The 22,710-nt window shown below is 60.6% G+C and carries 23 protein-coding genes, 1 other RNA gene and 1 pseudogene; 20 read left to right on the top strand and 5 right to left on the bottom strand.

Features of this window, described 5'->3' with window-relative positions; translation table 11 throughout:
- The first annotated feature begins 1 nt into the window (after window position 1).
- From ITX55_RS11760 to sstT, 3 genes are all read left to right on the top strand, one after another.
- Window positions 2-733, top strand: a complete 732-nt coding sequence (locus tag ITX55_RS11760; protein WP_033644531.1) for a glutamine amidotransferase — start codon at window positions 2-4, stop codon at window positions 731-733.
- Window positions 734-985: 252 nt separating this feature from the next.
- Window positions 986-1,954 (top strand): TerC family protein, encoded by a 969-nt coding sequence (locus ITX55_RS11755; protein ID WP_016930179.1) that lies wholly within the window; start codon window positions 986-988, stop codon window positions 1,952-1,954.
- A gap of 263 nt (window positions 1,955-2,217) precedes the next feature.
- Complete coding sequence (gene sstT, locus ITX55_RS11750) at window positions 2,218-3,453, top strand: serine/threonine transporter SstT (protein ID WP_028128305.1); 1,236 nt, start codon at window positions 2,218-2,220, stop codon at window positions 3,451-3,453.
- 52 nt (window positions 3,454-3,505) lie between these two features.
- Here sstT and ITX55_RS11745 read toward each other — a convergent pair whose 3' ends face one another.
- Both ITX55_RS11745 and uxaC read right to left on the bottom strand, forming a co-directional pair.
- The gene (locus tag ITX55_RS11745; RefSeq protein ID WP_197756119.1) at window positions 3,506-4,993 is read right to left on the bottom strand and encodes a UxaA family hydrolase; all 1,488 of its coding nucleotides are present in this window, start codon (window positions 4,991-4,993) and stop codon (window positions 3,506-3,508) included.
- 20 nt (window positions 4,994-5,013) lie between these two features.
- The gene (gene uxaC / locus ITX55_RS11740; protein WP_072626936.1) at window positions 5,014-6,426 is read right to left on the bottom strand and encodes a glucuronate isomerase; all 1,413 of its coding nucleotides are present in this window, start codon (window positions 6,424-6,426) and stop codon (window positions 5,014-5,016) included.
- A gap of 284 nt (window positions 6,427-6,710) precedes the next feature.
- Between uxaC and ITX55_RS11735 the strand changes: the two genes are divergently transcribed.
- The 11 genes and pseudogenes from ITX55_RS11735 to ITX55_RS11685 all read left to right on the top strand — a co-directional run bounded on the left by ITX55_RS11735 (window position 6,711) and on the right by ITX55_RS11685 (window position 14,243).
- Window positions 6,711-8,009, top strand: a complete 1,299-nt coding sequence (locus ITX55_RS11735; RefSeq protein WP_072626935.1) for an MFS transporter — start codon at window positions 6,711-6,713, stop codon at window positions 8,007-8,009.
- A 118-nt stretch (window positions 8,010-8,127) separates the two neighbouring features.
- Entirely contained in the window at window positions 8,128-8,904 is a 777-nt protein-coding gene (exuR, locus tag ITX55_RS11730) for a transcriptional regulator ExuR (protein ID WP_033636102.1), read from the top strand.
- 186 nt (window positions 8,905-9,090) lie between these two features.
- On the top strand, window positions 9,091-9,537 hold the full coding sequence (locus ITX55_RS11725) for a hypothetical protein (RefSeq protein ID WP_108682048.1): 447 nt from the start codon (window positions 9,091-9,093) through the stop codon (window positions 9,535-9,537).
- 136 nt (window positions 9,538-9,673) lie between these two features.
- On the top strand, window positions 9,674-10,354 hold the full coding sequence (locus ITX55_RS11720) for a DedA family protein (protein ID WP_033644523.1): 681 nt from the start codon (window positions 9,674-9,676) through the stop codon (window positions 10,352-10,354).
- Complete coding sequence (mzrA, locus tag ITX55_RS11715) at window positions 10,351-10,725, top strand: EnvZ/OmpR regulon moderator MzrA (RefSeq protein ID WP_071845111.1); 375 nt, start codon at window positions 10,351-10,353, stop codon at window positions 10,723-10,725. The genes ITX55_RS11720 and mzrA overlap by 4 nt, the downstream gene beginning before the upstream one ends.
- A 240-nt stretch (window positions 10,726-10,965) precedes the next feature.
- Window positions 10,966-11,336, top strand: a pseudogene (locus ITX55_RS11710) (DUF1090 domain-containing protein).
- Between the two features lie 164 nt (window positions 11,337-11,500).
- Window positions 11,501-11,806: a YqjD family protein gene (locus ITX55_RS11705; RefSeq protein WP_004937125.1), complete on the top strand. Its 306-nt coding sequence runs from the start codon at window positions 11,501-11,503 to the stop codon at window positions 11,804-11,806.
- 2 nt (window positions 11,807-11,808) lie between these two features.
- Window positions 11,809-12,210 carry a phage holin family protein gene (locus tag ITX55_RS11700; protein ID WP_015379160.1) on the top strand — a complete coding sequence of 134 codons (402 nt, stop codon included), beginning with the start codon at window positions 11,809-11,811 and terminating at the stop codon, window positions 12,208-12,210.
- Entirely contained in the window at window positions 12,207-12,494 is a 288-nt protein-coding gene (locus tag ITX55_RS11695) for a YqjK-like family protein (RefSeq protein ID WP_033644520.1), read from the top strand. The genes ITX55_RS11700 and ITX55_RS11695 overlap by 4 nt, the downstream gene beginning before the upstream one ends.
- 295 nt (window positions 12,495-12,789) lie before the next feature.
- Window positions 12,790-13,185, top strand: a complete 396-nt coding sequence (locus tag ITX55_RS11690) for a DoxX family protein (RefSeq protein ID WP_033644519.1) — start codon at window positions 12,790-12,792, stop codon at window positions 13,183-13,185.
- 71 nt (window positions 13,186-13,256) lie between these two features.
- Window positions 13,257-14,243 (top strand): glutathione S-transferase family protein, encoded by a 987-nt coding sequence (locus ITX55_RS11685; protein WP_033651262.1) that lies wholly within the window; start codon window positions 13,257-13,259, stop codon window positions 14,241-14,243.
- 51 nt (window positions 14,244-14,294) lie between these two features.
- On the opposite strand, the gene ITX55_RS11680 is transcribed toward ITX55_RS11685, so the two are convergent.
- Entirely contained in the window at window positions 14,295-15,191 is an 897-nt protein-coding gene (locus ITX55_RS11680) for a LysR family transcriptional regulator (RefSeq protein ID WP_025304355.1), read from the bottom strand.
- Window positions 15,192-15,298: 107 nt separating this feature from the next.
- Between ITX55_RS11680 and ITX55_RS11675 the strand changes: the two genes are divergently transcribed.
- Window positions 15,299-16,000 (top strand): pirin family protein, encoded by a 702-nt coding sequence (locus ITX55_RS11675; protein ID WP_108682050.1) that lies wholly within the window; start codon window positions 15,299-15,301, stop codon window positions 15,998-16,000.
- 57 nt (window positions 16,001-16,057) lie between these two features.
- On the opposite strand, the gene rnpB is transcribed toward ITX55_RS11675, so the two are convergent.
- Window positions 16,058-16,435: RNase P RNA component class A (gene rnpB / locus ITX55_RS11670), an RNA gene on the bottom strand.
- Window positions 16,436-16,476: 41 nt separating this feature from the next.
- Window positions 16,477-17,340, bottom strand: coding sequence for a 16S rRNA (cytidine(1402)-2'-O)-methyltransferase (gene rsmI / locus ITX55_RS11665; RefSeq protein ID WP_004937108.1), 864 nt, complete (start codon window positions 17,338-17,340; stop codon window positions 16,477-16,479).
- Window positions 17,341-17,402: 62 nt separating this feature from the next.
- On the opposite strand from rsmI, the gene ITX55_RS11660 reads away from it, so the two are divergent.
- The 5 genes from ITX55_RS11660 to ITX55_RS11640 all read left to right on the top strand — a co-directional run bounded on the left by ITX55_RS11660 (window position 17,403) and on the right by ITX55_RS11640 (window position 22,689).
- Window positions 17,403-19,433 carry a penicillin-binding protein activator gene (locus tag ITX55_RS11660; protein ID WP_089192278.1) on the top strand — a complete coding sequence of 677 codons (2,031 nt, stop codon included), beginning with the start codon at window positions 17,403-17,405 and terminating at the stop codon, window positions 19,431-19,433.
- Complete coding sequence (locus ITX55_RS11655) at window positions 19,430-19,783, top strand: YraN family protein (RefSeq protein ID WP_089192279.1); 354 nt, start codon at window positions 19,430-19,432, stop codon at window positions 19,781-19,783. Before ITX55_RS11660 ends, ITX55_RS11655 begins: the two co-directional genes overlap by 4 nt.
- A 51-nt stretch (window positions 19,784-19,834) precedes the next feature.
- A complete protein-coding gene (gene diaA, locus ITX55_RS11650; RefSeq protein WP_004937103.1) occupies window positions 19,835-20,425 on the top strand; it encodes a DnaA initiator-associating protein DiaA in 591 nt (196 codons plus the stop codon).
- A gap of 9 nt (window positions 20,426-20,434) precedes the next feature.
- Entirely contained in the window at window positions 20,435-21,010 is a 576-nt protein-coding gene (dolP, locus tag ITX55_RS11645) for a division/outer membrane stress-associated lipid-binding lipoprotein (protein WP_021505102.1), read from the top strand.
- Window positions 21,011-21,126: 116 nt separating this feature from the next.
- Complete coding sequence (locus tag ITX55_RS11640; protein ID WP_089192280.1) at window positions 21,127-22,689, top strand: S10 family peptidase; 1,563 nt, start codon at window positions 21,127-21,129, stop codon at window positions 22,687-22,689.
- Window positions 22,690-22,710 lie beyond the last annotated feature (21 nt).

The raw sequence follows: 22,710 nt of genomic DNA, 5'->3' as shown, positions 1-22,710 counted from the left end.
GATGAAACCGCTGCTCGTGATGCAAACCGGCGACGCGCCGCAGGCCATTCGTCAGGAATTGGCCAACTTTGATGGCATGTTCCTGCAACAGGGCAATATCGACGCTGAACGCGCGCACATCGTACACTTGCCCGCCGGCGAGCGGCCGTTGCCGCCGGCCGCCTATTGCGGCGTGGTCATCACCGGCTCGCCGGCGATGGTGACCGAACAGCTTCCGTGGAGCGAGGCGGCGGCCGAGTGGCTGCGCCAGGCGATGGCGATCAAACTGCCGCTGTTCGGCGTCTGCTACGGCCACCAGCTGTTGGCCTACGCGCTCGGCGGCGAAGTGGGCTACCACCCGCAGGGCATGGAGGTGGGCACGCTGGAGATCGAACTGCTGCCCGCCGCGGCCGAAGACCGGCGGCTCACCCTGCTGCCGCCGCGCTTCAAAGCCAACCTGATCCACTCGCAGAGCGTGCTGACGCCGCCCGCCGGCGCGCAGACGCTGGCGCGTTCGCAGCAGGACGCGCACCAGATCCTGCGCTATGGCGATCATGCCCTGACCACCCAGTTCCACCCGGAATTCAACGGCGCGGTGATGAGCCAGTATCTGCAGTGGCTCGGCGAGCTGCACCCCGAGCAGCAGGCCCGCTATCAGCAGCAACAACAACAGGTTAGCGACACGCCGTTCAGCCGCCTGCTGCTGCAGGGATTCGTCGTCAGCCTGGGCGCGCAAAAAGCGTTGGCCGGCTAACGCGATTCACGTTGACCGCCGACACATTTTGCATTACTTTCTGCTCTGCAAAGGGGAGTAACTTCATTGCCGGTCAATCGTCATTACGATGCGCAAGCATCCGGTTACCGGGCAACCTGATGTCAAAGGTGTAACCACCTTCATCAACGTTGTAAGTGAGACCTTGCCGGAAGGCGAGGTTTGCTTGCAGCGTTCACAGAGCGGCTGGCGTCTTCCGACGTTGGCCGTTTTTGTTTTTGAAGGATACCTCTGATGATGAATTCCGTTGGCACACCGTGGTTATGGGGCAGCTTCGCCGCCGTCATAGTCGTGATGCTCGCAATCGATCTCCTGTTGCAGGGCCGTAAAGGCGCGCACACCATGACTATGAAGCAGGCCGCCAGTTGGTCGCTGGTGTGGGTCAGCCTCTCCCTGCTGTTCAATTTCGGTTTCTGGTACTACCTGAATGAAACCGCCGGGCGCGCCGTCGCCGATACCCAGGCGCTGGCCTTCCTGACCGGCTACCTGATCGAAAAAGCGCTGGCGGTGGATAACGTGTTCGTCTGGCTGATGCTGTTCAGCTACTTCGCCGTGCCGGCCAACCTGCAGCGGCGGGTGCTGATCTACGGCGTGTTGGGGGCGATCGTGCTGCGTACCATCATGATCTTCGCCGGCAGCTGGCTGGTCAGCCAGTTCCAGTGGCTGCTGTATCTGTTCGGCGCTTTCCTGCTGTTCACCGGTATCAAGATGGCGCTGGCGAAGGAAGACGACTCGGCAATCGGCGACAAGCCGCTGGTGAAATGGCTGCGCAGCCGCCTGCGCATGACCGACAGCCTGGAAGGCGAGCGTTTCTTCGTGCGCCGCAACGGCATCCTGTTCGCCACGCCGCTGGTGCTGGTGCTGATCCTGGTGGAACTGAGCGACGTGATTTTCGCGGTGGACAGCATCCCGGCGATCTTCGCCGTGACCACTGACCCGTTCATCGTGTTGACCTCTAACCTGTTCGCCATCATGGGCCTGCGCGCCATGTACTTCCTGCTGGCCAACGTGGCGGAACGTTTCTCGATGCTGAAATACGGCCTGTCGGTGATCCTGGTGTTTATCGGTATCAAGATGCTGATAATCGACTTCTTCCACATCCCGATCGGTATCTCGCTCGGCGTGGTGGCGGGCATCCTGACGCTCACCTTGCTGATCAACGCCTGGGTCAATCGCCGCAACGATCGCCTGGCGAAGAAATAACCATAATCTGTTATCCGGGGCGCTAGTCGCCCCGCGATTGTTTGGCAATTCCCCCAAAACGCCAAACGTTATTACGATCACACAAATGTAACCAGTATGTTATCAAGTGTTGATCCGCGCTCAGAATTTCACCCTCGCCTCTTTCCAACATCATTCGATTACTGAATACTGATTCGGCAAACACACTTAGTTACAGAATCATATAAAGCTGCCCGGCGTCGTTCCCGCCGCGGCGGCCAGATAACATCAGGAAGAGAAGCACTATGCAAAAACTACTACAAAGGATGACTCAGGGCAGCCTGGTTAAACAAATCATGGTCGGCCTGGTGGCCGGCATTCTGGTGGCGCTGGTTTCGCCGGCGGCCGCGGCGGCCGTCGGCCTGCTCGGCACCCTGTTCGTCGGCGCGCTGAAGGCGGTAGCGCCACTGCTGGTGCTGATACTGGTGATGGCCTCGATCGCCAACCATAAACAGGGGCAGAAAACCAACATTCGCCCCATCCTGTTCCTCTATCTGCTGGGCACCTTCGCTGCGGCGCTGGTGGCGGTCGTCGTCAGCTTTATCTTCCCTTCCACGCTGGCGCTGACCACCGGCGCAACAGACATCACCCCGCCAGGCGGCATCGTGGACGTGATGAAGGGCCTGTTGATGAGCGTGGTGGCCAACCCGTTCCATGCGCTGATTAACGCCAACTACATCGGCATTCTGGCGTGGGCCGTCGGGCTGGGGCTGGCGCTGCGCCACGCTTCCGAAACCACCAAGGGGCTGATCAACGACATGTCCCATGCGGTCACGCTGGTGGTGCGCGCGGTGATCCGCTGTGCGCCGCTCGGCATCTTCGGCCTGGTGGCCTCCACGCTGGCGGAAACCGGCTTCGGCGCGCTGTGGGGCTATGCGCAACTGCTGATGGTGTTAATCGGCTGCATGCTGCTGGTAGCGCTGGTGCTCAACCCGCTGATCGTGTACTGGAAGATCCGCCGCAACCCGTATCCGCTGGTGTTCGCCTGCCTGCGCGAGAGCGGCGTGACCGCCTTCTTCACCCGCAGCTCCGCCGCCAACATCCCGGTGAACATGGAGCTGTGCAAAAAGCTGAACCTGAATGAGGACACCTACTCGGTTTCCATCCCGCTGGGCGCCACCATCAACATGGCCGGCGCGGCGATCACCATCACCGTGCTGACGCTGGCGGCGGTAAACACGCTGGGCATCGCGGTGGACGTCCCGACCGCCCTGCTGCTGAGCGTGGTGGCCGCCCTGTGCGCCTGCGGCGCCTCCGGCGTGGCCGGCGGCTCGCTGCTGCTGATCCCGCTGGCGTGCAACATGTTCGGCATTCCGAATGACGTGGCGATGCAGGTGGTGGCGGTCGGCTTTATCATCGGCGTGCTGCAGGATTCGGCGGAAACCGCCCTCAACTCCTCCACCGACGTGCTGTTCACCGCCGCCGCCTGCCAGGCGGAAGACCAGCGGCTGGCGAACGAAGACCCGCTGAAGGTGCGTTAATCGCGCGTTGCTTCATAAAAAGGCGCTCCCTCGAGCGCCTTTTTTGTCAGCTTTACAGCGTCACCCCGCTTTTAAAGATCGCCAGCTCGCGAAAGTCGTTGGTTTCATTACGCGCCGGACGCCCGTTGGCAATCTCGACAATCAGGTCGATGAAGCGGCTGAGCAACGTCTCCATCGCCACGCCGTGGATCAGGCTGCCGGCGTCAAAATCGATCCAGTGCGGTTTCTTCGCCGCCAGCTCGCTGTTGGTCGCCAGCTTCACCGTCGGCACAAAGCCGCCGTACGGCGTGCCGCGCCCGGTGCTGAACAGCACCATATGACAGCCGGCGCCGGCCAGCGCGCTGGTCGCCACCGCGTCGTTGCCCGGCGCGCTGAGCAGATTCAGCCCCGGCACGCGCAGCCGCTCGCCGTATTTCAGCACGTCCACCACCTGGCTTAGCCCCGCCTTTTGGGTGCAGCCAAGCGACTTCTCCTCCAGCGTGGTGATGCCGCCGGCCTTGTTGCCCGGCGACGGATTCTCATAAATCGGCTGCTGGTGGGCGATGAAATAGCGTTTGAAATCGTTGATCATGTCGACGGTTTTGTCGAAGGTTTCTCCATCGCGGCAGCGGCTCATCAGAATGCGCTCGGCGCCGAACATCTCCGGCACTTCGGTCAGCACCGTGGTGCCGCCGTTGGCGATCGCATAGTCGGAAAAGCGCCCCAGCAGCGGGTTGGCGGTAATGCCCGACAGCCCGTCCGAACCGCCGCATTCCAGGCCGAACTTCAGCTCGCTCAGGCGGCCCGGCTCGCGGCGATCGTGGCGCATCTCCCGGTACAGCTCGTGCAACAGCGCCAGCCCGGCCTCCACTTCGTCGTCCTGCTGTTGGCACACCATAAAGCGCAGCCGCCGCTCGTCCCCTATCTCCAGCGTGGCGCGAAAGGCATCCACCTGATTGTTCTCGCACCCCAGCCCGATCACCAGCACCGCGCCGGCGTTGGGATGGCGCGCCATGTTCTGCAGCATGATGCGGGTGTTGGCATGATCCTGCCCCAGCTGCGAGCAGCCGAACGGGTGGCTGAACAGATGCACGCCGTCGATCCCGTTCGCCTGTGTTTGCTGCAAAAAGCGCTGCTGGATCTGGCGAGCGATACCGTTGACGCAGCCGACGGTCGGCACGATCCACAGCTCGTTGCGGATCCCCACTTCGCCGTTGGCCCGGCGGTACAGCTGCACCTCGCGATCCGCCGCCTGCGGCGGCAGCGTCGGGAACTGCGGCTGGTAACGGTAGCTGTCCAGATCGCTCAGGTTGGTTTTGACGTTTTGCGAATGAATGTGCTCCCCAGGCGCAATGGCCGCGAGCGCATGGCCGATCGGCTGGCCATATTTGATGATGTCTTCACCTTCGGCGATCGGGCCGAGCGCAAATTTATGCCCGCGCGCCACCGGCTGCGCCAGTTTGACGACCGCCCCTTCCAGCTCAACGCGCTCTCCGGCAGCCAGATCGCGCAGCGCCACCGCCACGTTATCCTGCTCGTGAATCTTTATCGTACTTTGCATAAACCGGTCCCGGATAACGGCTACGCCAGTTCAATGGCGAAATAGTTTTTGGCGTTGTCGAAACAGATGTTTTTCACCATCTCGCCCAGCAGCGCGATATCCGCCGGCGCTTCGCCGTCCGCCACCCAGCGGCCGATCATCTGGCAAAGGATGCGGCGGAAGTATTCATGGCGCGTATAAGACAAGAAGCTGCGGCTGTCGGTCAGCATGCCGACGAAGCGGCTCAGCAGCCCGAGCTGGGCCAGCTGCGTCATTTGGCGCTGCATGCCGTCCTTCTGATCGTTGAACCACCAACCGGAGCCGAACTGCATCTTGCCCGGCGTGCCTTCCCCCTGAAAATTGCCGATCATGGTGCCGATCACTTCGTTATCGCGCGGATTGAGGCAATAGAGAATGGTTTTCGGCAGGCCGCCCTGCCGCGCCTGAGCATCCAGCAGCCGCGACAGCGGTTCCGCCAGCGGCCGGTCGTTGATCGAGTCGAAGCCGATATCCGGCCCGACGGCGGCCAACATGCGGCTGTTGTTATTGCGCAGCGCGCCGATGTGATACTGCTGCACCCAGCCGCGACGCCGGTATTCGCCGGCCAAAAACAGCAGCACCGCGCTTTTGAACTGGGCGCTCTGTTCCGGCGTCGGCAGCTCGCCGTTCAGGCGGCGCAGCAGGATCGCATCCAGCGTCGCTTCATCGGCCTCGCCGAACACCACCACGTCCAGCGCATGGTCGGCCACCTTGCAGCCGTGGGCGGCAAAGTGATCCATGCGCTTGTACAGGGCGTCGCACAGCGCGCTAAAGCGGCCGATGGCGGTGTCCGCCGCCGCCTCCAGCTGCTGCAGATAGTCGTTGAAGCCGGGCGCATCGATGGTGAAAGCCTTGTCCGGCCGCCAGCTCGGCAGCACTTTGATAGCGAAACTGCGATCGTCGGCGATCGCCCGATGATGACGCAGATCGTCGATCGGATCGTCGGTGGTGCCGACCATTTTCACGTTCATTTGCTGCATGATGCCGCGCGCGCGAAACGCATCCTGCGCCAGCAGCGCATTGCCGCGCTGCCAGATTTCATCCGCCGTGGCCGGCGACAACAGCATATCCGTGATGCCGAACGGGCGGCGCAGCTCCAGATGCGTCCAGTGATAGAGCGGGTTGCCGATGGTGTGCGGCACCGTGGCGGCCCAGGCGTCGAATTTCTCGCGATCGCCCGCATCGCCGGTGCATAACCGCTCCGCCACGCCGTTGGTGCGCATCGCCCGCCATTTGTAGTGATCGCCCCGCAGCCAGACATCGTACAGGTTGCTGAAGCGGGTATTCTCCGCGATCTGCTGCGGCGGCAAATGGCAGTGGTAATCGAAAATCGGCTGCTGCGCCGCGTAGTCGTGATACAAGCGCCGGGCAAATTCGCTGTCCAGCAGGAAATCTTCGCTCAAAAACGTCGCCATCTCGGGCTCCTTACTTGCCGTGCGGCACGGGGTTCGAATCACAAAAGTTATCACACCAATTTTTACTGGCGTCCAGCAAATTTTTCCCGATGTCTGCCGTTCATCCTCTCTCCACGCCCTTTTTCGCTCAATTTACCGGCAAAAATGCCCTGTTTCACCGGCCACAGTATCACTCAGGCGAATAATTCCTTTTGTGATATCACTCAACTTTTAAACCTGTATGACAGGTTATTGTCTCGCCAGCCGCATCGACGGCCACACCTTCAAACGGGGAGACACTTCGGATGCGTAAAATTAAAGGGTTACGCTGGTACATGATCGGACTGGTGACCATCGGCACCGTGCTGGGTTATCTGACCCGCAACGCCATCGCCGTGGCGGCGCCGACGCTGGAAGATACGCTGCACATCACCACCCAACAGTATTCCTATATCGTCGCCGCCTACTCCGCGTGCTACACCGTGATGCAACCGGTGGCGGGCTATGTGCTGGACGTGCTGGGCACCAAGGTCGGCTACGCCATGTTCGCCATTCTGTGGGCGCTGTTCTGCATGGGCACCGCGCTGGCCAACAGTTGGGGCGGGCTGGCGTTGGCGCGCGGCGCGGTCGGCATGGCGGAAGCGGCGATGATCCCCGCCGGGCTGAAGGCCAGCAGCGAATGGTTTCCGGCCAAAGAGCGTTCGATCGCCGTCGGCTATTTCAACGTGGGCTCGTCGATCGGCGGCATGATCGCCCCGCCGCTGGTGGTATGGGCCATCGTCGCGCACAGCTGGGAGATGGCGTTCATCATCACCGGCGTGCTGAGCCTGATCTGGGCCATCTGCTGGCTGCTGTTCTACAAACACCCGAAAGATCAGAAGAAACTGAGCCAGGAGGAACGCCGTTACATCCTCGAAGGCCAGGAAGCGCAGCACCAGACCTCTAACGCCAAAAAGATGTCCGCCTGGCAGATCGTGCGCAACCGCCAGTTCTGGGGCATCGCGCTGCCGCGCTTTCTGGCGGAACCGGCGTGGGGCACCTTCAACGCCTGGATCCCGCTGTTCATGTTCAAGGCCTACGGTTTTAACCTGAAAGAGATCGCCATGTTCGCCTGGATGCCGATGCTGTTCGCCGATCTCGGCTGCATCGTCGGCGGTTATCTGCCGCCGCTGTTCCAGAAGTATTTCAAGGTCAACCTGATCGTCTCGCGCAAGCTGGTGGTGACGATGGGTGCGGTGTTGATGATCGGCCCCGGCATGATCGGCCTGTTCACCAGCCCTTACGCGGCTATCGCGCTGCTGTGCGTCGGCGGCTTCGCCCATCAGGCGCTGTCCGGCGCGTTGATCACCCTCTCTTCCGACGTGTTCGGCCGCAATGAGGTGGCGACCGCCAACGGGCTGACCGGTATGGCGGCCTGGACCGCCAGCACGCTGTTCGCCCTGGTGGTCGGCGCCCTGGCGGACACCCTCGGCTTCAGCCCGCTGTTCGCCGCGCTGTCGGTCTTCGACATTCTCGGCGCCATCGTCATCTGGACGGTGCTGCAAAACCGCCCGGCCGCCGACCCGCAGCCGGCCGCGCTGCAGCCCACCCCGGCGCGCAGCTGATCCCCCGCCCGGCCGCTGCGCCGGGCCCCTTGCTCCTCTGGCAGCGGTGCCGAATAAGTGGTATAACAAATCCGATGGCCACGCGCCCCTTCCCACCGCACCGTATAGAGCATTCACTATGGAATTCACTGAAACCAGACGCCTGTATCAGCAACTGGCCGCCGAGCTGAAGCAACGCATCGAAAGCGGCCGTTACCCGGTAGGCGACAAGCTGCCGGCCGAGCGATACATCGCCGAAGAGATGAATGTCAGCCGCACCGTGGTGCGCGAGGCGATCATCATGCTGGAAGTGGAAGGCTATGTGGACGTGCGCAAGGGATCCGGGATCCACGTGGTGTCCAACCAGCAAAAGCACCTGGTGGTGCCGGGCGACAGCATCGAGTTCGCCACCGCCGGCCCGTTTGAGCTGCTGCAGGCGCGCCAGCTGATAGAAAGCAACATCGCCGAATTCGCCGCCACCCAGGTGACCAAGCAGGATATCGTGCAACTGATGGAGATCCAGGAGCACGCCCGCAAAGAAGATCGTTTCCGCGACTCGCAGTGGGATCTGAAGTTCCACGTGCAGGTGGCGCTGGCCACCCAGAACACCGCCATGGCCACCATCGTGGAAAAAATGTGGGTGCAGCGGGTCAACAACCCTTACTGGAAGAAACTGCACGAGCATATCGACGAACGCTCGATCGCCAGCTGGTGCGACGATCACGATCAGATCCTCAAGGCGCTGATGCGCAAAGATCCTTACGCCGCCAAACTGGCGATGTGGCAGCACCTGGAGAACACCAAGCAGATGCTGTTCAACGCCACCAGCGACGACTTCGAATACAACGCCGACCGCTATCTGTTCGCCGAGAACCCGGTGGTGCATCTGGACGGCGTGAGCCACGAGCCGAAATAGCCACGGCGGTCAAAAACCGTCGGCTTATGTCAGGTAATGTAAAATCCGCTGAATCGATGCCGGAACCGCCGTTTGCCGTGTACTATTTCACCGTCGGCAACGTAGATTTCCCTGTTGCCAATCGTGCTATTTTGGTAGAGTTAGCCCACTTTTTTACCCATTGCTGCGGGGGCGGGACGCGAATAAATGCGCTGGTTGTTTGCCATGCTGATTGCTCTTTTCTGCTGGACCGGTTCGGTCTCCGGCCAACAGCTATGCGTGGCGTCATCCAAGCCCACCCCCAGCGCGCTGAGCAGCCTGCCGCCGCTGGCGGAGCCGGCGCTTTCCCCCTATGATCATGTGTATCGGGCGCCGGCCGAAGCGCGCCGCAAAGCGCCCGGCAAGTTGCCGCTGCTGCTGCCCAGAGCGTACTCTTTCCCCGGTTCGCTGCTCGCGTCCTCCCTGCCGGCGCCGGTCTATACCCTGGCCGCAGAGCCGGGCTACCGAATTCGTTTCCCCCGCCAGGACACCCCGGCCCCCAACCGGCTTGCCCAGGTCGACTGGATGCTGGACGCCTCCAGGCAACAAAGTCGGCAGGCCGGCTGGAAAGAAAGCAACATGCAATACCGTGGCACGCTGACTTACCACCTATGACCGGTGTCGCACCGCTTAGAAACCTTAAAGCAACGCCGTTTCATCGTTATCAGCATTCAGGATCGCCGCGCGCTTTCAGCCCACGCCCGCTCCGCCGCTGAGATAAAAATAAACAATGACGTTTTAGGAACACCGGATGGACATCATTAAAGAACTGATACATGCCTTATGGCAGCAGGATTTTGAGACGCTGGCGAACCCTTCGTTGGTGTGGACCCTCTACATCCTGCTGTTCATGATCCTGTTTTTGGAAAACGGCCTGCTGCCGGCCGCTTTTCTGCCGGGCGACAGCCTGCTGATCCTGGTCGGCGTGCTGATCGCCAAAGGCACCATGGGCTTCCCATTGACCATCGTTATCCTGACCGTCGCCGCCAGCCTGGGGTGCTGGGTCAGTTACATACAGGGCCGATGGCTCGGCAATACGCGAACGGTGCAAGGCTGGCTTTCGCATCTGCCGGCCCATTACCATCAGCGTGCGCATAACCTGTTCCACCGCCACGGCCTTTCCGCCCTGTTGGTCGGCCGCTTCCTGGCCTTCGTGCGCACCCTGCTGCCAACCATCGCCGGCCTGTCCGGCCTGAGCAACGCACGCTTCCAGTTCTTCAACTGGATGAGCGGCCTGCTGTGGGTCTTGATCCTGACGACGCTGGGCTTCGCCCTCGGAAAAACCCCGGTATTCCGCAAGTACGAAGACCAGCTGATGTTCTGCCTGATGATGTTGCCGCTGGTGTTGCTGGTGGTCGGCCTGGTCGGCTCGCTGATCGTGCTGTGGCGCAAGAAACGCGCCAGCGGCCAGAACCCGGGGAAAGGGGCGTGACAGCAAAGCGCCCGCGCTGGCAATACGTCCTGATGATCGCGCTCGCCCTGCTGGCGCTGGCGACGCTGTTGGTGCCCTGCATGGTGCGCACCGAGAGCGAGCTGCGCATTCGCGCCAGCCAGCAAGGGCTGTCGCTGCCCGACGGTTTTTATGTCTACCAGCGCCTGGATGAGCGCGGTATCCGCATCAAAAGCATCACGCCGGAAGGCGATGGCTTGGTTATCCGTCTGGATTCGCCGGAGCAGCAGTTGCTGGCGCGCGAAGCGCTGCAAACCATCCTGCCTCCCGGTTACCACATCGCGCTGAGCGAATCTCCCGTGCCAACGCACTGGGTGCGCGAATTTGCGCGCTCCCCACTCAATCTGGGATAATCCCCTTCAAATGAAGGGGATTCCTTTCATTGCCGTTATCTTCATTTTCATTCGCATCATTTAGCTCAAAAAACAATCAGTCGCGCCGAATTTCGGCTGATTCTTTGGGGGCGCGCCGGTTTCATGGCTATGCTGAAGGATAACTTCAGCCGGCGATGAACGCCCTCCTCTCGCGCTGCCGCCTCCGGCAGTCAGGAAAGCGGATGCCTGTTCAGGCATCCCATGAAAAGGAACTGAGAAATGAAATTTCGCCACTCACTGTTACTGCTGCTGCCACTCTGCGCGCTGCCGACGCTGTCCTCGGCCGCTGAGGGCGGCTGCGCCGCCAAAGCGCAAAATATCCAGCAGCAAATCGACTACGCGACTCAGCACGGCAACACCCACCGCGTGGATGGGCTGAAAAAAGCGCTGAGCGAAGTGCAGACCCACTGCACCGAAGCCGCCTGCAGGCCGAACGCCAGAAAAATATCGCAGAGAAACAGCGCAAGGTGGACGAGCGCCGGGAAGAGCTGAAAGAAGCGCAACAAACCGGCAAGCTGGACAAGGTCGCCAAGAAGCAGCAAAAGCTGGCCGAAGCGCAGGCTGAATTGAAACGCGCCCAGGCGGAATAATTTTTTTACACCAGCGGATTTATCGATGAGAGCCCCATCACACGGGATTTCTTAAGCATATGGAATTGATGTCTGGTGTTATCTGCTGGTCATCACCCCTTTGCTCCGGCGAAAAAATCCGCTATGTTAAAAGTCTGTCGAAATAAACGTTAAGGAATAATCACATGGCACATGATTCAAATGCAGAAAACTTACGCGCTGAACTGAAGTCCTTAGCCGATACGCTGGAGGAAGTGCTGAACTCCTCCACCGACAAGCCGAAAGCCGAGCTGGAGAAGCTGCGATCAAAGGCGGAAGGCGCGCTGAAAGAGACTCGCGCTCGCCTGAGCGACGCCGGTGACAAGCTGGCTTCGCAAACCAAACAGATCGCCGGCCAGGCCGACGACTATGTGCGCGACAACCCGTGGACCGGCATCGGTATCGGCGCGGCGGTCGGCGTGGTGTTGGGCGTGCTGCTCGCGCGTCGTTAATCATGGCTGAACAACCGCAAGTGCGCGCGCAGGGCCCCGCTAAAGGGGTCCTGGATATCGGTCAGCGCATCATCACGATCCTGGTCGGCATGGTGGAAACCCGTGTCCGGCTGGCGGTAGTCGAGCTGGAAGAGGAGAAAGCCAACCTCATTCAGCTGCTGATCATGGCCGGCATGACGCTGCTGTTCACCGCCTTCGGTTTGATGAGCCTGCTGATCCTGATCTTCTGGGCCATCGATCCGGTCTATCGGCTGGTGGCGCTGGGTGCGACAACCGGCGTGCTGCTGTTCCTCGCCGTAGTCGGCACCATCTGGACGCTGGTCAAGGCCCGTCGCACCACGCTGCTGGGCGCCACGCGCAAGCAACTGGAGCTCGATCGCGCCGAACTGGAGCGAGAGCCATGAGCCGCCGCCGCTATCTGGAATGGAAAAAAGAGAGGCTGATTCGGCAGATCCAGCAACAGCGTCTGGATCTGGCCGAAAACAAGTCCCTGTGGCTGGAAAAGACCGAACGCATCGACCGCGGCTGGCAAACGGTGTTTGGCCTGCGCCGCTATCTGGTGCTCGGTTCCAGCGTCATGGCGCTGTACGGCATCCGCCATCCCAGCAAGATGATCCGCTGGTCGCGTCGCGCTTTCGGCGCCTGGAGCGCTATCCGTCTGTTTAAAAAGACGTTTTCCGCCAAGTAAGCCGCTTGGTCTTTCCTTCAAACCTCCTGTTGCTCTGCCCGCATTTTCTCCCTTGATACAACGCGTCCAACCCCGGGGCCGGGCAACCTGCTGATCGGCGGCATTTTATTAGCACGCTAAAGATTCAGATTTTTTGAAAAATTACGACAGTTTTACTTGCTAACAACCTGAGCACTTCCCGCTTAACATTCACTCCATCAATACGATACGAGCCGGACAGGGCGAATGTCCTGATATACCGCTCGTTGACATGGCTTCCGCCGAACAGGCATACAAAAACACTTTGGAGTAGATGATGAAAAAATTAGAAGATACAGGTTTGTTGGTTGCTCGTATTCTGATGCCAATCCTGTTTATCGTGGCAGGCTACGGCAAAATGGGTGACGCCTACGCCGGTACCCAACAGTACATGCAATCGATGGGCGTGCCTGGCTTCTTGCTGCCGCTGACCATCCTGCTGGAATTTGGCGGCGGTCTGGCGATCCTGTTCGGTTTCCTGACCCGCACCGTGGCGCTGTTCACCGCCGGTTTCACCATCCTGACCGCGCTGCTGTTCCACACTGATTTTGCGAACGAAGTAAACCAGCTGATGTTCATGAAAAACCTGACCATCGCCGGCGGCTTCATCGTGTTGGCGGTCGCAGGCCCGGGCGGCTTCAGCATCGACCGTCTTCTGAACAAAAAATGGTAATCTAAACTGTCATTCAGGGCCCGGCATGCCGGGCCTTGTCGTTTTTTAACTCGGACACCAAGGAGATTCCCATGGGACAACTCGTCGATGGCGTTTGGCAAGACATCTGGTATGACACCAAATCTACCGGCGGCCGTTTCAAACGTTCAACCGCTCAGTTTCGCAATTGGGTGACCGCCGACGGTCAGCCGGGCGAACACGGCGTGGGCGGCTTCCAGGCCGAAGCGGGCCGTTATCACCTTTATGTTTCTCTCGCCTGCCCCTGGGCGCATCGCACGCTGCTGATGCGCAAACTGAAAGGGCTGGAGCAGATCATTCCGGTCTCGGTGGTGCACCCGCTGATGCTGGAAAACGGCTGGACCTTCGGCCAGGATTTTCCTGAAACCACCGGCGATCCGCTGTATCACGCCGACTTCCTGTACCAGATCTACCTGCGGGCCGATCCGCACTACAGCGGGCGCGTGACCGTACCGGTGCTGTGGGATAAACAGCGGCAAACCATCGTCAGCAACGAGTCCGCCGACATCATCCGCATGTTCAACAGCGCGTTTGACGGCGTCGGCGCTCGGGCAGGCGACTACTACCCGACCGCGCTGCGCGGCAAGATCGATGAGCTGAACGGTTGGATTTACGATCAAGTGAACAACGGCGTGTACAAGGCCGGTTTTGCCACCAGCCAGGAAGCCTATGACGAAGCGGTCAACGGGGTATTCAACGCGCTGGAACGCCTGGAGCAGATCCTGGGGCAGCATCGTTACCTGACCGGCGATCGGCTGACCGAAGCCGATCTGCGTCTGTGGACCACGCTGGTGCGTTTCGATCCGGTGTACGTCACCCACTTCAAGTGCGACAAACACCGCATCAGCGACTACCTCAATCTGTACGGCTTCCTGCGCGACATCTACCAGATGCCAGGCATCGCCGAGACGGTCAGCCTGCCGCACATCCGCAACCACTACTACCGCAGCCACGCCACCATCAACCCGCACGGCATCATTTCCATCGGGCCGGCGCAGGATCTGGACGAGCCGCACGGCCGCGACCAGCGCTTCGGTTAAGGCGAAAAAAATCCCCTTGCCGCCCGGCAAGGGGATGTCATCCAACCGACGTTAACGCTGCGCGAACAGGCGCGGAATCTCACGCAGGAACCAGGCTTTCGCCTCCCCCATGCTGTCGCGCCGCCAGGCCATGATGATGTCGGCTTCGCGGCTGTATTCCGGCCCGACCACGCGCAGCCGCCCGGCTTCGATATCTTTCTCCACCATCGGATACGGCATGGTCGCCACCCCCAACCCGGCCAGCAGCGCCAGGCGCTTGTCTTCAATGGTGCTCACCGTCAGGCGCTGTTGCTTGTCCAGCAGCTGTACGGTCAATACCGGGCGCTCACGGGCGGTGTCGGCCACCGCAATGCCGCGGTACTTCACGCGGGTCACTTCGGAAAGCGGCTCCGGCTCCAGGTGGATCGGGTGATCCGGCGCGGCGACATAAACGCTCATCACCTTATACAGTTTGCGGGTGTTGATCTCCGACGACGCGCGGAAATGCATGTCCGGCGCGATCACGATGTCGGCTCGCCCCTGCTCCAGCCGCTCCCAGGCGCCCGCCAGCACCTCGGTGAAAATGGACACCTGGGTGTTGGCCTTCAGCGCCAGCTTGTCGACCAGCGGGAACAGCAGGCTCGGCGGCGACAGCGCTTCACTGACGATAGTCAGGTGAGTTTCCCAACCGCGCGCCAACGCTTCGGCGTCGGTAGTCAGCTTATCGGCCGCCTCCAGCAGCACCCGACCGCGTTCCAGCAACATGCGCCCCACGTTGGTGAACTTGGTGCGGTGGCCCGAACGGTCGAACAGCACCACGTCCAATTCTTCTTCCAATTTTTGCATGGTGTAGCTGAGTGCCGACGGCACCCGGCCCAATTCGTCGGCGGCCGCGGCGAAGCTGCCGCGCCGGTCGATTGCATCCATCACCCTTAGTGCCTCAAGCGTGAGCGCCCGATCTCTGGCCATCGCATCCCTCTGTCAGGAAATTTGAATATGCCGACCAGATTAACTGGCTAACAATCCGACGTCCAGATGCTTACCATTTGGATAATGAATTTAGAGAGCCGATTGCCATGATTACATGCAGAACAGCACAACAATGCGGGCAAGCTGACTTTGGTTGGCTGCAGGCTCGCTACACCTTTTCCTTTGGTCACTACTTCGATCCCAAACTGATGGGCTACGCGTCGCTGCGGGTGCTGAATCAGGAGGTGCTGGCGCCGGGCGCGTCGTTCCAGCCGCGCACCTATCCCAACGTGGATATCCTGAACCTGATCCTGCAGGGCGAGGCGGAATACCGCGACAGCGACGGCAACACCACGCGCGTTAAAGCCGGCGAAGCGTTGCTGTTGGCCACCCACCCGGGCCTGAGCTACAGCGAGCAGAACGTCAGCAGTGATACGCCGCTCACCCGCCTGCAGCTGTGGCTGGACGCCTGCCCGGAACGCAGCAACGAACGGGTGCAGCGCCTGGCGCTGCCGGCGGCGGGCAACCTGCTGTTGGCTTCGCCGGACGGCGCGCAGGGCAGCCTGCAGCTGCGTCAACAGGTCTGGATCCATCATCTCGATCTGCAGCCGGGCGAAGAACAAACGCTGACGATTAACGGGCCGCGCGCTTATCTGCAGTCGATACACGGCACCATCGCCGCCACCGGCGAGCGCCACGAGGAACAACGCCTGACCTGCGGCGACGGCGCCTTCGTGCGCGAGGAGAATCGCCTGACGGTCCGCGCCGAGACGCCGCTGCGCGCGCTGCTGATTGATCTGCCGGTGTAAGCCGGCCGGAAAACGAAAAACCCCGCGCAACTGACGTTGCGCGGGGTTTTCTTTTGTCGAGGGAGTTGACCGGTAAGCCGGGTTCTGTCGTGGACAGTCATTCCTCTAGGCCAGCAATCGCTCACTGGCTCAAGCAGCCTACCCGGGTTCAGTACGGGCCGTACCATGTGAACCCCTATTTGGCCTTGCTCCGGGTGGAGTTTACCGTGCCACGAACTGTTGCCAGCCGCGCGGTGCGCTCTTACCGCACCCTTTCACCCTTACCTGATCCCGCTTGCGCGGGCCATCGGCGGTTTGCTCTCTGTTGCACTAGTCGTAGGCTTGCGCCTCCCAGGCGTTACCTGGCACCCTGCCCTATGGAGCCCGGACTTTCCTCCCCTCCATCTGTCTCCCCGAAGAGGACGGCAATGAAGCGGCGACTGTCTGGTCAACTCCGGCGCGGATAGTAGCGTCGCGGCGGCGGCAGGTCAACCGCTTTACGGCTGTTGTTGCTCCAGCGCGTGCTTATACAGCGCATTTTTCTTCACGCCGTGGATTTCCGCCGCCAGCGCCGCCGCCTTTTTCAACGGCAACTCTTTTTGCAGCAGCGCCAGCGTGCGCAGCGCCTCAAGCGGCAGCGCATCCTCCTGCGCCTTGTGGCCTTCGACGATCAGCACCATTTCGCCGCGGCGGCGCACTTCATCTTCCTGCACCCACGCCAGCAGCTCGCCCACCGGCGCGCCGTGGATAGATTCCCAGGTTTTGGTCAGCTCGCGCGCCAGCACGACATAACGCTGCGGGCCCCAAACGGTGACCATGTCCTGCAGACTTTCCAACAGGCGGTGAGTGGATTCGTAGAAAATCAGCGTGCGCGGTTCCTCCGCCAGCGCCATCAGCGTATCCTTGCGCCCCTTGGTTTTCGCCGGCAGAAAACCTTCGTAGCAGAAACGGTCGGAAGCGACGCCCGCGGCGCACAGCGCGGTAGTGGCGGCGCAGGCGCCCGGCAGCGGCACCACGCGAATGCCGGCCTCGCGGCAGCGGCGCACCAGGTGATAGCCGGGATCGTTGATCAGCGGCGTGCCGGCGTCGGACACCAGCGCGATGCTCTGGCCTTCCTGCAGTTTCGCCAGCAGCTGATCGGCCTTTTGCTGTTCGTTGTGATCGTGCAGCGCGAACAGACGCGCGTTGATCGCGAAGTGTTGCAGCAGCAATCCGGTATGGCGCGTGTCTTCCGCCGCGATCAGATCAACGCTTTTCAGTACCTCTAACGCGCGGTGGGTAATATCGCCCAGATTGCCGATTGGGGTGGGCACCACATACAGCGTTGATGCAGAAATGACTGATTGTTGGTGTTGATTCATTGTTTCATCCGGGTTGCCGATTTAATATTGAGCATCTTGAAAAAAACATCACTGGATACAGTATGCTTTCCTCAACATTCGTTCGTACCAAAGCAGGGCGTTCCAAGCCTGTCCGACTTACCGCAGTCATCGCGGCCGCCCTTTTCCTGGCAGGCTGTCCGAGTCGGGCCCCGCAAACGCCGCCCGCCAATATACAGGACGAAGCGAGCGCCAGCTCCGATTACTACCTGCAGCAGTTGCAGCAAAGCAGCGATGATAACAAGGCTGACTGGCAATTACTTGCTATTCGCGCCTTGCTGCGTGAAGGAAAACTGCCGCAGGCCGGCGACCAGTTGAATCAGCTGCCGAAAAACCTCAGCGGCGCACAGCAGACCGAACGCCAGTTGCTGACCGCCGAACTGCAGATCGCCAACAAGAGCTACGTCAGCGCCCGCAGCACGCTGGGCCACCTGGACAGCGGTGCGCTGTCGCCGAATCAAAAGGTGCGTTACTACCAGGCGCAGATCGCCGCCAACCAGGGCAAAGCATCGCTGCCGCTGATCCGCGCCTATATCGCCCAGGAGCCGTTGCTGACCGGCAAGGCGCACCAGGACAATCTGGATCAAACCTGGCAGGCCCTGCTGCAGCTGACGCCGCAGGAGATGAACAGCCTGGTGATCAACGCCGACGAGAACGTGCTGCAAGGCTGGCTGGATCTGCTGCGCGTCTATCAGGACAACAAGCAGGATCCCGATCTGTTGAAGGCCGGCATCAAAGACTGGCAGAACCGTTATCCGAAGAACCCGGCGGCCAAAACGCTGCCGGCTCGCCTGAATCAGGTGCTGAACTTCACCCAGGCCTCCACCTCGAAAATCGCCCTGCTGCTGCCGTTGAACGGCCAGGCGAAAGTGTTCGCCGACGCCATCCAGCAAGGGTTCGAAGCGGCGAAAAACGGCGGTTCCCTGCCGGCGCCGCAGCCTCAAGCCGCGCAACCGGCCGGCGCGCCGGCCCAAACGGCGCCGGCCGCTGCCGGTGATATCAACGCCAACGGCGCGGTCAGCCCTTCGGCGCAAGAGAGCCAGCCGGCCGTGACCGCCGCGCAACCCGCTGCGCCGTCCAGCGCGCCGATAACGCCGCTGCAGGCCGCTAATGCGCAGGTCAAAGTGTACGACACCACCAGCCAGCCGCTGGCCGCCTTGCTGAGCCAGGCGCAGCAGGATGGCGCCACTCTGGTGGTCGGGCCGCTGCTGAAAGAGAACGTCGATCAGCTGTCCGCCAGCACCACCACGCTGAACGTGCTGGCGCTCAACCAGCCCGAAACGCCGAAGGACAATCTGAACATCTGTTACTTCGCCCTGTCGCCGGAAGATGAAGCGCGCGACGCCGCCCGCCACATCTGGGAACAACAGAAACGTCAACCGCTGCTGCTGGTGCCGCGCGGCGCCTTCGGCGATCGCGTCGCCAAGGCCTTTAACCAGGAATGGCAGAAGCAAGGCGGACAAACCGTGCTGCGTCAGGACATCGGCTCCGCCGGTGAACTGCGCCAGATGGTGAACAGCGGCGGCATCCGCATGACCGGCACGCCGATGTCGAGCGCCCCGGCGCCGCAGAGCGTGACCATCGCCGGGCTGACCATTCCGGCGCCGCCGAGCGACGTGCCCGCCGCTACCGGCGGCAGCGTCGACGCGGTGTATATCGTCGCTACCCAGTCCCAGCTGACGCTGATCAAACCGATGATCGACATGGCCACCAGCTCGCGCGGCAAACCGGCGATGTACGCCAGCTCGCGCAGCTACCAGGCCGGCGCCGGCCCGGACTTCCGTCTGGAAATGGAAGGTCTGCAGTTCAGCGATATCCCTCTGCTGGCGGGCTCAAACCCTCAGCTGTTGCAGCAAGCCAGCGCGCGTTTCCGCAACGATTACTCGCTGGTGCGCCTGTATGCGATGGGGATGGATGCCTGGACATTGGCCAACCACTTTGCTGAAATGCGCCAGCTGCCGGGCTTCCAGGTTTCCGGCACCACCGGCACGCTGAGCGCGTCGCCGAACTGCGTGATCAACCGCAAGCTGCCTTGGCTGCAATATCGTCAGGGTACGGTCGTGCCGGTCTCTTGAACCCACGCGCCGCCGGGGCGGGCTATGAGTTACTGGCCCGCCGTCATCTGGAACGCGCCGGGCTCACCTTCTGCGCCGCCAACGTTGCGGTGCGCGGCGGCGAGCTCGACCTCATCATGCGCGACGGCGCCACCTGGGTGTTCGTCGAAGTGCGCTACCGCCGCAACGACGCCTTCGGCGGCGCGGCCGCCAGCGTTACCTCTCGCAAACAACAGCGGTTGCTGCACGCCGCCGCCGTCTGGCTGGCGGGGCGCGGCGCCAGTTTTGACACATCATCTTGCCGTTTTGATGTTTTGGCCATTACCGGTAGCCAGTTAGAATGGATACCCAACGCCTTCAATGCGGATTAATTGGGGTTTTGCGGCGCAGACCGGCCCTTTGACTTAGTGGATTAATACAACGTGCTGGATAGAATTAAAGTCTGTTTTACCGAAAGCATCCAAACCCAGATCGCGGCGGCGGAAGCGTTACCTGACGCCATTTCCCGCGCTGCGATGACGCTGGTTCAATCCTTACTCAACGGCAACAAAATCCTGTGCTGCGGCAACGGCACCTCGGCGGCCAACGCACAGCACTTCGCCGCCAGCATGATCAACCGTTTTGAAACCGAGCGCCCCAGCCTGCCGGCCATCGCCCTCAACGCCGACAACGTGGTGCTGACCGCGATCAGCAACGATCGCCTGCACGACGAAGTGTACGCCAAGCAGGTGCGCGCGCTCGGGCACACCGGCGACGTGCTGCTGGCGATTTCCACCCGCGGCAACAGCCGTGATATTGTGAAAGCGGTCGAGGCGGCCGTCACGCGCGATATGACCATCGTCGCGCTCACCGGTTACGACGGCGGCGAGCTGGCCGGGTTGCTCGGCCAACAGGATGTCGAGATCCGCATCCCGTCGCACCGCAGTTCGCGCATTCAGGAAATGCATATGCTGACCGTAAACTGCCTGTGCGACCTGATAGACAATACGTTATTCCCCCACCAGGACGATTAAGGAACTGAGATGAAGCTAAAAGCCACATTTGCAGTGCTGTCCAGCGCCCTGCTGTTGCAAGGCTGTATCGCCGGCGTCGTCGTCGGCAGTGCGGCCGTCGCCACCAAAACCGCCACCGACCCGCGCAGCGTAGGGACCCAGGTGGATGACGGCACGCTGGAAGCCAGGGTAGAAAGCGCCCTGAGCAAAGACCAGCAGTTGAAGAAAGAGGCCCGGGTGGTCGCCACCGCCTATCAGGGCAAGGTGCTGTTGACCGGCCAGTCGCCTAACGCCGATCTCACCGCGCGCGCCAAGCAGATCGCCATGGGCGTGGAAGGCACGACCGAAGTGTATAACGAAATCCGTCAGGGCACGCCGGTCAGCCTGAGCACCGCGTCCTCCGACACCTGGATCACCACCAAAGTGCGTTCGCAGCTGTTGACCAGCGATACGGTGAAATCGTCCAACGTGAAAGTCACCACCGAAAACGGCGAAGTGTTCTTGCTGGGCCTGGTCACACAGCAGGAAGGGCAGTCGGCGGCGCAGATCGCCAGCCAGGTCAGCGGCGTGAAGCACGTCACCACCGCCTTTACCTATGTGAAATGATCCTTCAGGCAAGGGGGCTTCCCCTTGCCGCTTTTCTGTACGCTTCCCGCTGTTTTACCCTGGTTTAATGAGCCGCGTTTAAAGTAATCTCTCACTTCATTACGGATAAAATTCAAATGGACAGAATTTTAATCGGTTTTCTCACTGCCGTTTCTTTATTCACCGCCGGAGTTTCCGCCGCCAATCCCACTCAGGATACGCCCCGCGCCGAACATGCCCCGCCCCCGATGACCGGTCAAACCGTTGCTACTCAAGGCGCGATCACGGTCGACCAGGTAAAAATCAATTATCAGGCGCAAACCGGGGTGCTGGAATTGAGTAAAGAGGATCCGGAAGATCCCGTGACCGGCATGTTCTATGTTGCGTATTTCAAAAAGAATGAGAATAAGAACGAAAGCAGGCCGATTACCTTTATCTACAACGGCGGGCCGGGCTCCGCCTCGCTGTGGCTGCATATGGGGGCGCTGGGGCCTAAACGGGTTATCGCTACTCAGCCAGAGAAAACACAGCTGGCGCCTTACCAACTCACCGATAACCAATACAGTCTGCTCAACGTCAGCGATCTGGTGTTTATCGATGCCCCCGGAACGGGTTACAGCCGCTTTTCCAGCAGTGCCGCCAGCCAGCCGGAGAGAGCGCAGCAAAAAGCACAGAGTGCCAGCAACGTCTATGGCGTCAACGGTGATGCTCAGGCTTTTTCTCAATTTATCGTTCAGTTTTTAACGCATTACCAACGCTGGAACTCACCTAAATATTTATTGGGTGAAAGCTACGGCACTACCCGCTCGGTGGTATTGGCCGAGACGCTAAAAAATCAGAATATCGATCTTAACGGTATTATCCTGATGTCGCAGTTTCTGAACTACGACAATAACGTCGACGATCCCAATCAAAACCCCGGCGTCGATCAACCTTACTATCTGGCGCTCCCAACCTACGCAGCCAGCGCATGGTACCACCAGCGGCTGCCGGGCAAACACCAGAGCCTGAAAACCCTGTTAGACCAGGCCGAGCAGTTTGCGCTGGGGACTTATGCCCCAGCCTTGCTGCAAGGTACCAATCTGCCTGAAAAAGATCGCCAAACGCTCGCCGAGCAGCTTTACCAATTTACCGGCATTCCGGCCGATTATTGGCTCAAGGCCAATTTGCGCCTGAGTGGACCGGTCTTCGCCAAGCAACTGTTGCGCAGCCAAGACGAGACCATTGGCAGAATCGATACCCGCTATCGTGGGCCGTCGCTGGATAATATCGCTGAAACGTCCAACTACGATCCCAACGTCAGTGCAATTACTTCCGCCTACGTCGCGCAATTCCACGATTATCTTGGCAAAACGCTGCATTTTAGCGCCGACCAAAACTATCGCGCATTTTCCAATGAGGTCTATGACTGGAACATGTCCAGCAACAGCCGGGACAGATCATTTAACGTGTTGCCGAACCTGTCGCGAGTGATGAAAATGACTCCGACAATGAGAGTGATGGTGATTGGCGGGGTTTACGACCTGGCCACCCCTTACTTCGTCGCCAAATATGAGATGAGCCATCTGCCCGTGTCGCCCAAATTACGCGACAATATCCGTTTCTATTGGTATGACACCGGGCATATGCCGTACGTGGATGAACTATCGCTTAAAAAGATGCACGCGGATTTAACTGCATTTATCAGCGAAAAGCCCTGATGCGGCATTAGCCACCGAAGA

This window comes from Serratia sp. EWG9, from assembly GCF_019913725.1.
Taxonomy (GTDB): Bacteria; Pseudomonadota; Gammaproteobacteria; order Enterobacterales; family Enterobacteriaceae; genus Serratia; species Serratia ureilytica.
This window is presented reverse-complemented; position numbering and strand designations above follow the sequence as displayed.

Excerpts from the sequence above, each read along its gene's own strand:
- dolP (WP_021505102.1), top strand. The coding sequence starts at position 20,435 with ATGAAGCTAAAAGCCACATTTGCAGTGCTGTCCAGCGCCCTGCTGTTG.
- ITX55_RS11735 (WP_072626935.1), top strand. The coding sequence starts at position 6,711 with ATGCGTAAAATTAAAGGGTTACGCTGGTACATGATCGGACTGGTGACC.
- ITX55_RS11660 (WP_089192278.1), top strand. The coding sequence starts at position 17,403 with ATGCTTTCCTCAACATTCGTTCGTACCAAAGCAGGGCGTTCCAAGCCT.
- ITX55_RS11760 (WP_033644531.1), top strand. The coding sequence starts at position 2 with ATGAAACCGCTGCTCGTGATGCAAACCGGCGACGCGCCGCAGGCCATT.
- ITX55_RS11720 (WP_033644523.1), top strand. The coding sequence starts at position 9,674 with ATGGACATCATTAAAGAACTGATACATGCCTTATGGCAGCAGGATTTT.
- ITX55_RS11755 (WP_016930179.1), top strand. The coding sequence starts at position 986 with ATGATGAATTCCGTTGGCACACCGTGGTTATGGGGCAGCTTCGCCGCC.
- ITX55_RS11640 (WP_089192280.1), top strand. The coding sequence starts at position 21,127 with ATGGACAGAATTTTAATCGGTTTTCTCACTGCCGTTTCTTTATTCACC.
- ITX55_RS11675 (WP_108682050.1), top strand. The coding sequence starts at position 15,299 with ATGATTACATGCAGAACAGCACAACAATGCGGGCAAGCTGACTTTGGT.
- ITX55_RS11700 (WP_015379160.1), top strand. The coding sequence starts at position 11,809 with ATGGCTGAACAACCGCAAGTGCGCGCGCAGGGCCCCGCTAAAGGGGTC.
- ITX55_RS11685 (WP_033651262.1), top strand. The coding sequence starts at position 13,257 with ATGGGACAACTCGTCGATGGCGTTTGGCAAGACATCTGGTATGACACC.
- ITX55_RS11725 (WP_108682048.1), top strand. The coding sequence starts at position 9,091 with ATGCGCTGGTTGTTTGCCATGCTGATTGCTCTTTTCTGCTGGACCGGT.
- ITX55_RS11680 (WP_025304355.1), bottom strand. The coding sequence starts at position 15,191 with ATGGCCAGAGATCGGGCGCTCACGCTTGAGGCACTAAGGGTGATGGAT.
- rsmI (WP_004937108.1), bottom strand. The coding sequence starts at position 17,340 with ATGAATCAACACCAACAATCAGTCATTTCTGCATCAACGCTGTATGTG.
- exuR (WP_033636102.1), top strand. The coding sequence starts at position 8,128 with ATGGAATTCACTGAAACCAGACGCCTGTATCAGCAACTGGCCGCCGAG.
- ITX55_RS11745 (WP_197756119.1), bottom strand. The coding sequence starts at position 4,993 with ATGCAAAGTACGATAAAGATTCACGAGCAGGATAACGTGGCGGTGGCG.
- ITX55_RS11705 (WP_004937125.1), top strand. The coding sequence starts at position 11,501 with ATGGCACATGATTCAAATGCAGAAAACTTACGCGCTGAACTGAAGTCC.
- ITX55_RS11690 (WP_033644519.1), top strand. The coding sequence starts at position 12,790 with ATGAAAAAATTAGAAGATACAGGTTTGTTGGTTGCTCGTATTCTGATG.
- sstT (WP_028128305.1), top strand. The coding sequence starts at position 2,218 with ATGCAAAAACTACTACAAAGGATGACTCAGGGCAGCCTGGTTAAACAA.
- uxaC (WP_072626936.1), bottom strand. The coding sequence starts at position 6,426 with ATGGCGACGTTTTTGAGCGAAGATTTCCTGCTGGACAGCGAATTTGCC.
- ITX55_RS11695 (WP_033644520.1), top strand. The coding sequence starts at position 12,207 with ATGAGCCGCCGCCGCTATCTGGAATGGAAAAAAGAGAGGCTGATTCGG.